This window comes from Geodermatophilus sp. SYSU D00698, assembly GCF_054050335.1.
Map to the genome: position 1 here is coordinate 1 of NZ_JBJGZD010000036.1, position 12,942 is coordinate 12,942.

Consider the following 12,942-nt stretch of genomic DNA (forward strand, 5'->3'; position numbering starts at 1 on the left):
GTGGGGGGCGTGTGGGGGGGGGGGGCGGGGGGGGGGGGGGTGGGGGGGGGGGGGGGGCGCGGCCGGGGGGCCCGCGCGCCCCCCCCCCCCCCCCCCCCGCCGTAGATGGTCGGCGCGATCCGCCGGGCGTACTCGGCGTCGCGGTGCCGCCGCGGCGTGAGCATGTGCGAGAGCACCCGCGGCGAGGCGGGCACCATCAGCGCGCCGGTGCCGGTGGCCGCGAGCACCAGCCGGCGGCAGCGGCGGCGGTGCTGGACGGCGAAGTGCTGCGCCAGGCCGCCGCCCCAGGACAGTCCCAGGACGTCGACCGGCCCGTCGTGGCCCAGCCGGCGCAGCACCCCGGCCACCACCGGTGTCAGCGTGCCCAGCACGTAGGGGACGACCGGCCGCGGGGACCCGCCCACGCCCGGGACGTCGAACCGGATCACGGTGCGCCGCGGGTCGAGCGCGTCCACGAAGGGCTGCAGCACCTCGAGGCTCGCGCCGATGCCGTTCATGAGCAGCAGCGGCGGCGTCGTGCCGTCGCCGCGCCGCTCGGCCACCCGGAGGGTGCGGCCGAGGACGGTCAGCGTGCCGACGGACTCACTTCTCGAGGACATAGGTCCCAGGAGCGTCCCCCAGGACCGGCAGCTCCGCACTGCCGAGCGACTCCGGCGCAGGCACCTCGTCGCCCGACCGCTCGCCCAGCCAGGCCATGAAGTCCGGCCACCAGGAGCCCTTCTCCTTCGTCGCCCGGGACAGCCACTCCTCCGGGTCGGCGGGGGTGTCCGGTGCCACCTGGAACGTCGACTTCGGGTTCCCGGGCGGGTTGACCAGCGAGGCGATGTGGCCGTTGGTGGACAGCACGAACCGGCTCTCCCCGCCGAGCAGCTGGGTGGTGCGGTAGCAGGCCTGCCACGGGCACAGGTGGTCGGCGATCCCGGCGGTGACGTAGGCGTCGACGTCGACGGCGGACAGGTCCACCGGCGTGCCGAGCATCGTCGCCCTCCCCGGCTCGGTGAGGGCGTTGCCGACCGCGACCTCGATGAAGTCCCGGTGCAGCGCCGCGCTCATCCGGGTGGTGTCGGCGTTCCAGAAGAGGATGTCGAAGGCGGCCGGCGGCTTGCCCTGCAGGTAGTTGTTGACCCAGTAGTTCCACACCAGGTCGTTGGGGCGGAGCCAGGCGAAGACCTCGGCGAGCATGGCACCGTCGAGGTAGCCCTTCCTCCGCGACTTCTCCGTCGCCTCCCGCACCGCCTCGGGGTCCATGAGCGCCGACACCGTGCCCGCCCGCGCCCAGTCGAGGACGGTGACGGCGAAGCTGGCGGCGGCGACCCGGTCCAGCCGGCCGGTGGCGGCCAGGTGCGCCAGCACCATCGCGGTGATGATCCCGCCGGAGCAGAACGCCTGGAGGGCCACGCGCTCGCTGCCGGTGACCCGTTGCGCGGCGTCCATCGCGTCCAGGACGGCCTGGCCGTAGGTGTCCAGCCCCCAGTCGGCGTGCCGCTCGTCGGGGTTGCGCCAGCTGATCATGAAGACCTGCTGGCCGGCGGCCACGTAGTGCTCCACGATGCTGCGGCCGGGCGCGAGGTCGGTGATGTAGTACTTGTTGATCGTCGGCGGCACCATCAGCAGCGGCACGGCGCGGACGGTCTCCGTCGTCGGCCGGTACTGGATCAGCTCGAACACGTCGGTCCGCAGGACGACGGCGCCCGAGGTGACCGCGAGGTCCTCGCCCACGGTGAAGGCGTCGGGCTCGACCATCGAGGGGACCCGCGGCGGGGACACCAGGTCCGAGACCATCCGGCGCAGCCCGCTCACCGCGTTGCGGCCGCCGGTGTCGATGACCGCCTTGAGCGCCAGCGGGTTGAGGAACGGGACGTTGGACGGCGCCAGCGCGTCGACGACGTTGGTCAGCGTGAACCGGATCCGCTCGTCGTCCTGCCAGTCGAGGTCGGCGTCCTCGACCAGGCGCGCGGCGGCCTGCGCGGCGGCGATGTGCGCCTGCATGGTCCGCCGGAGGAACGGGTTGCCGGTCCAGGCGGGGTCGGCGAAGCGGCGGTCCTTCGGCGAGGGGGCGACCTCCGAGCGGCCCACCGCGATCCGCCCGAGCTCGCGCACCAGGTCCCCGCCGGTGCGGACGACGGTCTCGGGCCGGCGCGCCAGCGACGCGCCGAACCGGGCGACCGTGCGGGCCGGCGGGACCATCCGCCGCAGCGGGCCGCGGGCGCCGTCGACCAGCACCATGTCCAGGCCGGTGACCGCCTCGGACGCCTCCGGGGAGGAGGGCTGGCCGCCGTCGGAGGCCGCGGCGGGCCCCGGGCGGGGCGGGGCGGACGGGCGCGGGGCGGTGGTGGTCATCCCGGGCTCCTCGGGTCTTGAGGTCCTGTGACCCCAGTCACTCAACCACAGGCGGCGCCCGGCGGCAGACCTCACCGCGGACGGCCGACCACCAGCAGCACCACCGCCCCGACGAGCAGGCCCAGCCCGACGCCGCCGACGACGTCGAGCGGCAGGTGCGCCGCGGTCCACACCCGCGCCAGGCACACCAGCGCCGCCAGCACCACCCCGGCGATCCGCCCACGGCGGCCCAGCCACGGCCAGGCCACGGTCACCACGGCGGTCACGACGGCGGCGTGCCCGGACAGGAACCCGCGGCCCTGCGCGGCCGCCCCCCGGATGACGACCTCGTCGAGCAGCCCGCCGGGCCGGCCCCGCACGACGACGTCCTTGATCCCCTTCGCGGCCAGGTAGGTCCCGACGCCGGCGAGCAGCAGCCCCAGCGCGAGCCGCCACCGCCGCAGCGCTGCCGCGACCACGGCGGCCGCCGGCACGACGAGGAAGTTGCCCAGTTGCATGACCGGCCAGACCAGCACGAACGGCACGACGTCGACCCCGTTGACCGCCCGGAACACCGCCGCCTCCGCCGCGGGCACCGACGTCCGCTCGACCGGCAGCGCGGCGAGTCCGAGCAGCAGCGCACCGGCGGCGGCGAGGACCACCTCGCGTCCGCCCCGGGCGACCGGCGGGCGCGGGCGGGTGGCCGCCCGCCCGGTCACGCCGTCTCCGGCACCAGCTCCGTGCGCGGTGCGGAGTTCGGCTCCCGCCGCCACGAGCGGTCGTGCCGCCAGAACAGGTAGGTGCCCATGCCCAGGGGGATGGGCAGCAGGTAGGTCAGCCCGCGGAAGACCAGCACCGCCGCGGCCACCAGGGCCCGGTCCCCGCCGTAGGCCGACATGCCGGTGATCAGCGCCAGCTCGACGACGCCCAACCCGCCCGGGGTGAACGGGATCGCGGTGAGCAGGCGGGCGAAGGCGAACACCGCCAGCGCCTCGACGACGCTCACCTGCTCCGCGGTCACGCCCACCGCGCGCAGCGCCACCACCAGCACGAGGAACAGCGACAGGTGGCTGACGACGGTGGCCAGGGTGAGCCAGTGCCAGCGGGCGCGCAGGAGCAGCGCGGTGCGGTCGCGGAACTTCGTCGTCGCCTTGTCCCAGCCCTCCACGGGCGGCCGGCCGAACGGCCGGATCAGGGCGGAGGCGACCCGCCCGCTGCCCCGGCCGATCCGGGCGGCACCCTCCCGGCTGTGCAGCAGCAGGCCGAGCACGACCACCGCCGCGACCAGCCCGGCCACCCCGCCGATCCCCGCGGCCACCCGCCCCGGCCCGGGGCTCTCCGAGGTGAAGGCCAGCAGCACGAGGGCGACCACCGGCAGGGCGAGCTTGGCGAAGTTGTTCCACAGCCCCGACAGCAGCAGCGACACCGACGTCCGGGACCGCGAGAAGCCCCAGGAGGAGTTCATGGCGTAGGTGAGCCCGAGCGCCAGCGCCGCCCCGCCGATGACGGTGTTGGACACCGCGGTGGTGGTGAGGGTGGAGACCGTCGCCTCGCGCAGCCGCAGGCCGGGCATGGTCACGACCATCACGAACTGGTACGTGGCCAGGTTCCACGCCGCCGCGGCGAGGAGCACCACGATCGACCCCCAGGACAGGTCGACCACCGCGTCCCACACCTGCGACAGGTCGGTGAAGCGGGGCAGGAACCACGCGAAGACGGCGGCGACCAGCGCGACCGAGAACAGCGGCGCGAGCACCCGCCGCCACAGCGGCCGGCTCCTGGGGCCGCCGGGCGGCGCCTGCGGGGTCACGGCGGTCATGGTGGGTCCCCCTCGTCCTCGGGGCCGGCGGCGTCGGCGGGCGGCGGGTCGAGCTGCAGCCGGCCGCCGCTCTCCTCGTGCACCTCGGCGGCGAGCACCTCGCGGCTCACCACGCCCAGGCTCTGGGTGGCGAGCGCCAGGGGCTCCCCGCGGTTGTCGCCGGAGAGCGTGAACACGACGGTCAGGCAGCCGCCGGGGAAGACGTAGTAGCGGCGGCCCAGGTAGTCCGGAGTCACCCGGACGACCCGCTCGTAACGCTCGAGCCCGTCCCGCTCGCTGGGGATCTCGGTGGCGCCCGTGGTGTCGCAGCCGTCGGTCAGCCGCACCTCGATGGCGTGGTAGCCGTCGCGGTCGGAGTTCAGCCAGAACCGCGCGGAGCCCGAGTGGGCGTCGAGGCCGGCGAAGGTCCAGCCCACCGGGATGCTCTCCACGCACGGCACCCAGGTCGCCGTCGGCACCGCCTGGGCCATGAGCACGACGCCGTGGGCGGCCCGGTCGTCGTCGCCGGTGCGGCAGGCGGGCAGCTCGCCGCTGACGGTGGGGGTCCCCGGCGCGCAGCCCGCCGTCAGCAGGGCGGCCGCCAGCGCCGCCGCCGCGGCCGGGCGCCGGGTGGCGCTCACAGCGGGGACCCGAGCAGGTCGACGCCGATGGCGACGGTGAGGACGAGGGCGAGCGCGGTGACCAGGCACAGCCCGGCCCGGCGCCAGGTCCACCGCTGGATGCGCACCGGCGGGAGCCGGTAGGGCAGCAGCTCGAGGAAGTCCCGGTGCAGGTCGCGGCCCTGCGCCCGCAGCATCCGGCGCAGCTGCGAGGGCATGGTGAGCCCGCGGGTGGCGGCGAAGGCCTCGGCCAGCTCCTCGTCGGAGAACTGCAGGCGCGCCCGCTCGTAGACGGTCCGGGCGTCGGTGCGCAGCGCGAGGACCAGCAGCATGTTCGCCAGGTCCACGGCCTGCCGCCACGGGCTGGGGCGCACCTCGGCGAACGCCGAGTCGATGAGGAACAGCGTGCCGTCGCGCACCATCACGTTGGCCGGCTTGATGTCGCGGTGGGCCATGCCGATCTCCCACATCCGCCGCACCACGGCCAGCCCCTGGTCGATCAGCGCGTCGTCCACGACGACCTCGGGGTCGCCGATCTCCCGCGCACCCTGGAGGAACTCGGCGACCAGCAGGTACTCCCGCTCCGGGGTGATCTCCACGATCCCCAGCGGGTGGGGCACGGGCAGGCCGGCGTCGGACAGCAGCCGCAGGACGTAGTCCTCGTACTGCACCAGCCGCCGCACGCTGTGGTACGGCTTCTCGTCCTCGAGCCGGCCGTAGAGCAGCGTGCGGCCGAGCTTGAACCAGCGGTCGGACCGTACGTGCGTGGCGGCGTACAGCTTGCCGAAGACGCAGCTCTCCTCCTGCTCGGCAGCGTCGGCGGCCTTGACGGTGATCTTCAGCGGCGTGGAGCCGCCCGACCCCGCCAGGCCGAAGGGCTTCACCGAGGTGGCCAGCAACCCGAGCTGGTCCTGCAGCGCCCGGACGATCGCCTCGCCGCGCGCCCCGGTGACGTCCAGGTGTGCGGGGCTGCCCCGCCGGTAGACGACGGGGTAGACCTCGTTGGGCGTCAGCAGCCGGAAGGCGGCCAGCGGCGCGGCGACGCCCAGGACGACGCCGGCGAGGACGTCGGTGGGGTGGTCCTGCGCGAGGTAGAGCCGCGAGGCCGCGGTGACCAGCAGCAGGCCCCACACCACCCACTTGCCGACGTCGCGGCGCCGGCCCGCGGGCACCAGCGAGTAGAGGGTGCTCACGAGGAAGGTGGCGAGCACGGTCATCGGCACCGACGGCATCGAGAAGCCCGACCAGGGGCCGAGGATCTCCACCTCGTAGGGGCGCGGGCGCTGCAGCGTGGCGGCCAGGGTCGCGGCGGTGTTCACCACGAGCAGGCCGATCCCGATCCAGACGAACAGGTGCCGCCAGCGGCGGAAGACCGCCAGCACGACGAGGTTGGCCAGCCACAGCAGGTGGATCGCCCGGCTGGTGCCGAGGACGCCGGCCACCTCGGCGACGTCGGTCAGGCCGGGGGAGCGGACGGACGCGATCGCCTGCAGCACCCGGGTGTCGACCAGGTCGACGAACGCCGTGCTCCCGGTGAGGAGGACGACGCCCCAGGTGACGACGACGACGCCGCTGAGCGCCAGCCACCACTTGCCCGACGCGTTGAGGTGCCGCGGCAGCGGCGGCGGCTCGCCGGAGGGGCGGCGTCGCCGGGGCTCGCGGTGGATGGGCGGCGGGTCCGGCCGCCGGACCTGCCCTCCGGCGGGCGCCTGCGCCGCGGGCGCCGTCACCGGCCCCCGCGGTGTCGGAGCCGGGACCGGTGCCTGGGGCACCGGGGGCCGGGCCGTGGCCGCCATGCCGCCCGATGCTGCCCCGGTTGCGCTCCCGGGACCATCGACCTTGGTCCCGAGCAGGGCTAGCGTGGCCGTCCCCGCGCCAGTCCGCCCGTGGGGCGCCGCCTCCTGCCCCGGGAGGGTCCGCGATGCGTCGTCGACCGCTCGCCGCCCTGCTCCTCGCCGCCCTGCTCCTCGCCACCGCCGTGCTGGGCGCCTGCGGCTCCCCGGCCGCGGACGCGGACCCGCCCGCCGACGGCGTCGTCCGGGTGGCGTCCTACGACTTCCCCGAGAACCAGACGCTCGCCGAGGTGTACGCCGAGGCGGTCCGCCGGGCCGGGTTCGAGGTGGCGGTGCAGCACGGCATCGGCACCCGCGAGGTGGTCTTCCCGGCGCTCGAGCAGGGCGTCGTCGACCTCGTCGTCGACTACCTGGGCACCGCGTCGGAGTTCCTGGAGGCCGGCGCGGGGACCGCGTCCCACGACCCCGCCGTCCTGCGGGACCGGTTGGCGGCCGCCGTCGCGCCGCGCGGACTGAGCGTCCTGGCCCCGGCCGAGGCCGAGGACCAGAACGGGTTCGTCGTGCTCACCGACCTCGCCGCCCGGCACGGCGTGACGACGCTCAGCGGGCTCGCCGCGATCGCGCCGCGGCTGGTGTTCGGCGGCCCGCCCGAGTGCAGCGAGCGGCGGTTCTGCCTGCCGGGGCTGCGCGAGGTCTACGGCATCGAGTTCGCCGAGGTGCGCAGCATGCCCTCGCGCGCGGCCACGGCGGAGGCGCTGCTCACCGGGCAGGTCGACGTCGGCATGCTGGAGACGACCGACGCCCGGCTGACCGACGCCTCGCTGCACCTGCTGCGCGACGACCGGGCGCTGCAGCCGCGGGAGAACGTGGTGCCGCTCGTGCGGACCGAGGTGGCCGCCGAGGGCGGCGAGCCGCTGCGCGCCGCGCTGGACGCGGTCAGCGCCCAGCTGACGACGATCGACCTGATCCGGCTCAACCGGTTCGTCGCCGTCGACGGGCTCACCCCCGCCGAGGCCGCCGCCCGCTGGTGGGACGGCCGCTAGACGGAGGACCTCACGTGATGGCGCTGGTGCCGGTGATCGCGCGGCCGACGATGAGGCTGTTGACCTCGCGGGTGCCCTCGTAGGAGTAGATCGCCTCGGCGTCGGCCACGAACCGGCCGACGTGGTTCTCCAGCAGGATCCCGTTGCCGCCCATGAGCTCCCGCGCCCAGCCGACGGTCTCCCGCATGCGCATCGTGCTGTAGCCCTTGGCCATCGAGGCGTGCTCGTCGCGCAGCATCCCGCAGTCCTGCAGCTGGGACGCCCGCGCGCACAGCGCCGCCGACGCGGTGATGTTGCCCAGCATCCGGAACAGCAGGTCCTGCACCAGCTGGAACGAGGTGATCGGCCGGCCGAACTGCTCGCGGCCCAGCGCGTAGCGCAGCGCGTGCTCGTAGGCGCCGCGCGAGCACCCGACCGCCGACCACGCCACGCTCACCCGCGTCGCCCGCAGGACGTTCGCGGTGTCGCGGAAGGAGTTGGCGTTCTGCAGCCGGTTCTCCTCCGGCACGCGGACGCCGTCGAGGGTGATGTGCGCGTTCTGCACCGCGCGCAGCGCGATCTTGTCCTCGAGGTCGACGGCGCTGAAGCCCGGTGCCGGCGTCTCGACGACGAAGCCGAGCACCCGGTCGGTGTCGACGTCGCGCGCCCAGACGACCACCAGGTCGGCGAAGCTGCCGTTGCCGATCCACTTCTTCTCCCCGTCGAGCACCCACTCGTCGCCGTCGCGGCGGGCGGTTGTCTGGATGCCGCGGGCGACGTCGGAGCCGTGCTCGGGCTCGGTGAGGCCGAAGGCGCCGATCCGCTCCATCCGCGCCATCGCCGGCAGCCAGCGCTCCTTCTGCTCCTCGGAGGCGCACAGGTGCAGGGTGCCCATGGCCAGGCCGCCGTGGACGCCCATGAAGGTGGCGACCGAGGGGTCCCCGCGGCCGAGCTCCATCGACACCATGCCGTCGAACAGCGACGAGCGGCCGGGGGAGCCGTACCCGGAGTACTGCGCCCCCGCGATGCCCAGCTCCGCCAGGCCCGGGATGAGCTCCCGGGGGAACTGCGCCCGGGTCCAGTACTGGTTGATCACCGGCTCGACCTGCTCGTCCATGAACGCGCGGACGCGCAGGAGGGTGGCCCGGTCCTCCTCGTCGAGGAGGGCCTCGAGCTCGTAGAAGTCCGACGTGACGGTGGGCCGGTCGGCCATGGCGCTGCCTCCTCCGGGTACCGGGACCCCGCTGTCCCGTGGGTCCGGCCTACCCCCGCCCCCGGACGGCAACCGGGGCGGGCGGCATGGCGGCGGGCCGATCGGGGCAGGACCGGCGGATCCCACCGCACACGTCCCGAGGAGGCCCCGTGCCCCGTTCCATCGCCGACCAGACCGAGGACGAGCTGGGAGGTCCCGGCAGCGTCCTGGTCCGTCAGCGGAAGGACCACGTCGAGCTCGACCGGCTGCTGCACGAGCTCGACGGCACCACCGGGCGCGCGCAGGAGGAGGTGCTGACCCGCATCGACCGGCTGGTGTTCAGCCACGCCTTCGCCGAGGAGACCGTGCTCTGGCCGGTGATCCGCCGGGTGCTGCCCGACGGTGACGAGCTCACCCGGCAGGTCGAGATCGAGCACCAGGAGGTCAACGAGCTGGTCGCGGCGCTCGAGGAGGGCGGCCCCGACTCCCCGGAGCGGCCGGCCCGGCTCGCCCGGCTGGTCGAGGTGCTGCGCGAGGACGTCCGCGACGAGGAGGACGTGGTGTTCCCCCGGCTGCAGGAGCGGCTCGACCCCGCCGAGCTGCGCCGGCTGGGCCGTCGGTGGGACCTGATGCGCCGGATCTCGCCCACCCGCGCGCACCCGACGGTGTCCCGCCGCCCGCCGGGCAACGCGCTGTCGGGCCTGCCGCTGTCGCTGCTGGACCGCAGCCGCGACGCCGTCGACACCCTGGTCCGGCGGGCGCCCGCCCCACTGGCCCCGGCCGGTCAGGCGGTCAGCCGGGGGCTGGCCGCGGTGGCCGCCGCGATCGAGCGCACCCCGCCGGCCCGCCGCGGCGACGGTCCGCCCACCGCCCGCTGAGCACACGACGAGGGCCCCTCCCGATCCCGGGAGGGGGCCCTGTGGTCGGCCTCCCTGCAGGGGCCCGCCGCGAGCGGAGCGAGTGGCGGGGGCGGGGAGGTCCTTCCTCAGTGGGTGTTGCGGGGCTTGGGCTCGGCGCGGGCGTCGAGCTGGATCTCCTTGTCCGCCCCGGGGACGCCCTCCTTGAGCTCGGTCGTCCGCTCCTTCTCGGCGTCGAACTCGATGCCGAACAGCAGGGCCAGGTTGATCAGCCAGAACCAGATCAGGAAGACGATGACGCCGGCCAGCGCGCCGTAGGTCTTGTTGTAGCTGCCGAAGTTGGCCACGTAGAAGGCGAAGGCGGCCGAGGCCAGGACCGCCACGAGGATCGCCACGCCGGCACCGGGGCTGATGAACCGGAAGCCGCGCAGCTTGACGTTCGGCGTGGAGTAGTAGAGGACGGCGATCATCAGGGCCAGGACCACCAGGATCACGGGCCACTTGACGACGTTCCAGACGGTGAGCGCGGTGTCGCCCAGGCCGATGGCCGAGCCGACGGCCTCGACGACCGGACCGCTGAGGACCAGCATCGCCACGATGACGGCGGCGAACAGGATGCCGATCAGGGTGATCAGCAGCTGCAGCGGCTTGAGCTTCCAGATCTTGCGGCCCTCGGGCGTCTCGTAGACGACGTTGGACGCGCGGGTGAAGGCGCCCACGTAGCCCGACGCCGACCAGATCGCGAGGGCGAGACCGATGACGAGACCGAAGCCGGCGGTGCTCTGGTTGCCGGCGACCTGCTCGATGACCGGGCCCATCGTGCTCGCGGCGCTGGCGGGGACGACGGTGGTCAGCGCGTCGGTGAGCTGCTGGGGGGTCGTCAGCAGGCCCACGATCGACGTGAGCGCGATCAGCGCCGGGAAGAGCGCGAGGACGCCGTAGTAGGTCAGCGACGCCGCCCAGTCGGTGAGGTTGTCCTCGCTGAACTCCTTGACGGTCCGCTTGACCGTGCCGAAGAAGGTCGGCGTGGTGTCCGTCCCGCGCGGCGCGTTGTCGAAGCGGGTGGAGTTGACCTTGTCGTCGTGCGGCGCGGGGTCGCCGGCGGTGTTGCCGGAGAAGCGTGCCGGCTTCGCCGTGTCGGTGCTCGCGGCGCGGGAGCCGTGCGGGCGTGCCATGGTCGTCCTCCGGATCTGGGCGGGTGGATCGGACCGTGGGTTCCCCGGACGGGACGCTTCCATGCGCGCGGTGATCATCCCGGCGCGTCGCGGGGTGTCAGCGGATGCCGGAGACGGGGGACCACTCGCCGGCGGCGGCGGTCGCCCGCTCGACGTCGTGGAGGTCGTCGGGGTCCGGCGGCCCGCTGCGCCGGGCCTGCACCATCCCGGCCAGGCTGACCAGGGCCACCGCGGCCGCCGCGCCGGCGCCGAGCAGGGCCACCGTGGTGAACCCGGAGGCCCGGGGCAGGCCGGTGGCCGGGTCGAGGGTGGCGCCGAGCAGTGCCACGGTGAGCGTGCTGCCCACCGCCTGCCCGAGCGAGCGGGCGATCGAGTTGACGGCGTTGGCGACGCCGGTCTCGCCGCGCCGCACCGCCTGCACCACGAGGGTCGGCAGCGCCGCGTAGGCGACGGTCACCCAGGCCTGCGACAGCAGCCCCGCGACGACGACCAGCGCCGGCTCGGACCGGCCCAGGGCGAACACGACGAACCCGGTGACGCCGGCGACCGCCCCGGTGAGCAGGGTGGGCAGCGCCCCGATCCGGTCGACGACCTTGCCGGCCAGCGGCGCCAGCAGGATGCCGACCACGCCGCCGGGCAGCAGGTAGACGACGGCGGCCTCGAGCACCGGCGCGCCGAACCCGTAGCCGGCCACCTCGGGCGGCGTCTGGACGTACTGCATGACGACGAGGAAGGAGACGAACAGCCCGATGCCGGTGGTGAGGCCGGCGAGGTTGGGCACCAGCATCCGCGGGTCGGTGAGCAGCGCCGGGCGCACCAGCGGCTGGGCGCGGCGGCGCTGCAGCAGCACCCAGCCGGCGAGGACGGCCAGCGCGCCGGCCGCGCAGCCGAGCGTCGGCGGGGAGGTCCACCCCCAGGTGTTGCCCTGCGACACCGGCAGGAGCAGGAGCACCAGCCCGACGCCGAGGACGACGGCGCCGAGCCAGTCGACCCGCCCGCTCGCCGTCGCGGTGCGGCGGGGGAGCAGGACGGCGCCGAGCACCAGGGACAGCAGCGTGACGCCCAGGCCGATCCAGAACGGCCGGTGGTAGTCCCCGCCGTCGCCGGTGAGCAGGCCCGCGGCGACCAGGCCGACGACGCCGCCGACGCCGAGGGTGCTGCTGACGACCGACATCGCCACGCTCAGCCGCTCCGGCGGGAGCTCGCGGCGCAGCACGCTGATCGACAGCGGGAACAGCCCGTAGGAGGAGCCCTGCAGGACCCGCGCCACCAGCAGCAGCGGCAGCGAGCGGGTGACGACCGCCAGCAGGGTGCCGAGCGCGACCGCGACCAGGATGCCGAGGATGACCGGCCGCTCGCCGCGGGTGTCGCCGAGCCGGCCGAGCACCGGGGTGAGGACCGCGGCGGCCAGCAGGTTGGCGGTGAGCACCCAGCCGGCCGCGGCCGGCGAGACGCCGAGCTGCTCGCCGATCGGGCCGAGCACCGGGACCACGAGGCTCTGCAGCAGCGAGAGGGTCGTGACGCCGAGTGAGAGGGTCAGGACGAGCAGCGCCGGCCGCGTCCGGGTGGGCGGGGTCCCGGTGCCGGAGGGGGAGACCTCGGCACCTGCGGACACGCCTCGATGACACCACGCGCCGGACCCGGGGGCGCACCGGGCCGAGACGGCCCCGACGGGTGAAGTCGGTCACAGCCTGTCAGGTGAACAGTGCGTAGTGACGATTGAGGGGGCGGTTCGCTGGGGACACAGTCCCCAGAGACGAGCCGCCGGGCCCGCCGCCCGGCCGGCGTCACGAGACGAGCAAGGGGACGTTCGAGATGCTTCTGTGGCCTGCAGTCACCCTGGTCGGGTTCCTGGTCCTGACCGCCCTGGTGATCGCGATGGGCACCTCGACCACGGCACGGTACGAGCGCGAGCAGCGGGCGGCCGCCCGCCGCGAGACCGCCCAGGCCGGTGCCACCGTCGAGGCGGTGGGGATGGCCCGGGCGGCCTAGTCGGAGGACCCCCTCGCCCCCCGCGACCCGCGAGCTCGCGGCGGGACCCCACGAGGGGGCCGCACCGGACGACCCGCGCCCCGCCGCTCCTCCCGGAGCCGCGGGGCGCGAGTGCGTCCAGAGGTGGGCAGTGCGTTCAGAGGTGGGCAGTGCGTTCAGAGGTGGGTGGTGCGT

At 75.0% G+C, this 12,942-nt stretch carries 12 protein-coding genes; 3 read left to right on the forward strand and 9 right to left on the reverse strand.

Annotation, left to right across the window (positions count from 1 at the left end):
* From ACI8AB_RS21835 to ACI8AB_RS21860, 6 genes are all read right to left on the reverse strand, one after another.
* Positions 1-599: alpha/beta fold hydrolase (locus tag ACI8AB_RS21835; protein WP_456951857.1), on the reverse strand; the 599-nt coding region annotated here is incomplete at its 3' end.
* Positions 583-2,340 (reverse strand): PHA/PHB synthase family protein, encoded by a 1,758-nt coding sequence (locus ACI8AB_RS21840; RefSeq protein WP_456951858.1) that lies wholly within the window; start codon positions 2,338-2,340, stop codon positions 583-585. The genes ACI8AB_RS21840 and ACI8AB_RS21835, both read right to left, overlap by 17 nt.
* 71 nt (positions 2,341-2,411) lie before the next feature.
* Positions 2,412-3,038: a phosphatase PAP2 family protein gene (locus ACI8AB_RS21845; protein ID WP_387988303.1), complete on the reverse strand. Its 627-nt coding sequence runs from the start codon at positions 3,036-3,038 to the stop codon at positions 2,412-2,414.
* The gene (locus ACI8AB_RS21850; protein WP_456951859.1) at positions 3,035-4,138 is read right to left on the reverse strand and encodes a lysylphosphatidylglycerol synthase transmembrane domain-containing protein; all 1,104 of its coding nucleotides are present in this window, start codon (positions 4,136-4,138) and stop codon (positions 3,035-3,037) included. Before ACI8AB_RS21850 ends, ACI8AB_RS21845 begins: the two co-directional genes overlap by 4 nt.
* Complete coding sequence (locus ACI8AB_RS21855) at positions 4,135-4,758, reverse strand: hypothetical protein (RefSeq protein ID WP_456951860.1); 624 nt, start codon at positions 4,756-4,758, stop codon at positions 4,135-4,137. Before ACI8AB_RS21855 ends, ACI8AB_RS21850 begins: the two co-directional genes overlap by 4 nt.
* Entirely contained in the window at positions 4,755-6,467 is a 1,713-nt protein-coding gene (locus ACI8AB_RS21860) for a phosphatase PAP2 family protein (RefSeq protein ID WP_456951861.1), read from the reverse strand. The genes ACI8AB_RS21855 and ACI8AB_RS21860 overlap by 4 nt, the downstream gene beginning before the upstream one ends.
* 191 nt (positions 6,468-6,658) lie before the next feature.
* Here ACI8AB_RS21860 and ACI8AB_RS21865 point away from each other — a divergent pair, with 191 nt between their 5' ends.
* Complete coding sequence (locus tag ACI8AB_RS21865; RefSeq protein WP_456951862.1) at positions 6,659-7,573, forward strand: ABC transporter substrate-binding protein; 915 nt, start codon at positions 6,659-6,661, stop codon at positions 7,571-7,573.
* 10 nt (positions 7,574-7,583) lie between these two features.
* Here the strand turns inward: ACI8AB_RS21865 and ACI8AB_RS21870 are convergent, their stop codons facing one another.
* A complete protein-coding gene (locus ACI8AB_RS21870; RefSeq protein ID WP_387988308.1) occupies positions 7,584-8,765 on the reverse strand; it encodes an acyl-CoA dehydrogenase family protein in 1,182 nt (393 codons plus the stop codon).
* A gap of 149 nt (positions 8,766-8,914) precedes the next feature.
* Between ACI8AB_RS21870 and ACI8AB_RS21875 the strand changes: the two genes are divergently transcribed.
* Positions 8,915-9,622, forward strand: a complete 708-nt coding sequence (locus ACI8AB_RS21875; RefSeq protein ID WP_456951863.1) for a hemerythrin domain-containing protein — start codon at positions 8,915-8,917, stop codon at positions 9,620-9,622.
* 107 nt (positions 9,623-9,729) lie between these two features.
* Here the strand turns inward: ACI8AB_RS21875 and ACI8AB_RS21880 are convergent, their stop codons facing one another.
* Together ACI8AB_RS21880 and ACI8AB_RS21885 are read right to left on the reverse strand one after the other, a co-directional pair.
* Positions 9,730-10,776 (reverse strand): YihY/virulence factor BrkB family protein, encoded by a 1,047-nt coding sequence (locus ACI8AB_RS21880; protein WP_456951864.1) that lies wholly within the window; start codon positions 10,774-10,776, stop codon positions 9,730-9,732.
* A 97-nt stretch (positions 10,777-10,873) separates the two neighbouring features.
* Positions 10,874-12,391 (reverse strand): MFS transporter, encoded by a 1,518-nt coding sequence (locus ACI8AB_RS21885; RefSeq protein WP_456951865.1) that lies wholly within the window; start codon positions 12,389-12,391, stop codon positions 10,874-10,876.
* 200 nt (positions 12,392-12,591) lie between these two features.
* On the opposite strand from ACI8AB_RS21885, the gene ACI8AB_RS21890 reads away from it, so the two are divergent.
* Positions 12,592-12,768: a hypothetical protein gene (locus ACI8AB_RS21890; RefSeq protein ID WP_387988312.1), complete on the forward strand. Its 177-nt coding sequence runs from the start codon at positions 12,592-12,594 to the stop codon at positions 12,766-12,768.
* Positions 12,769-12,942 lie beyond the last annotated feature (174 nt).

Coding starts and splice junctions, on each gene's coding strand:
- ACI8AB_RS21840 (WP_456951858.1), bottom strand. CDS start 2,340: ATGACCACCACCGCCCCGCGCCCGTCCGCCCCGCCCCGCCCGGGGCCC.
- ACI8AB_RS21850 (WP_456951859.1), bottom strand. CDS start 4,138: ATGACCGCCGTGACCCCGCAGGCGCCGCCCGGCGGCCCCAGGAGCCGG.
- ACI8AB_RS21865 (WP_456951862.1), top strand. CDS start 6,659: ATGCGTCGTCGACCGCTCGCCGCCCTGCTCCTCGCCGCCCTGCTCCTC.
- ACI8AB_RS21870 (WP_387988308.1), bottom strand. CDS start 8,765: ATGGCCGACCGGCCCACCGTCACGTCGGACTTCTACGAGCTCGAGGCC.
- ACI8AB_RS21880 (WP_456951864.1), bottom strand. CDS start 10,776: ATGGCACGCCCGCACGGCTCCCGCGCCGCGAGCACCGACACGGCGAAG.
- ACI8AB_RS21890 (WP_387988312.1), top strand. CDS start 12,592: ATGCTTCTGTGGCCTGCAGTCACCCTGGTCGGGTTCCTGGTCCTGACC.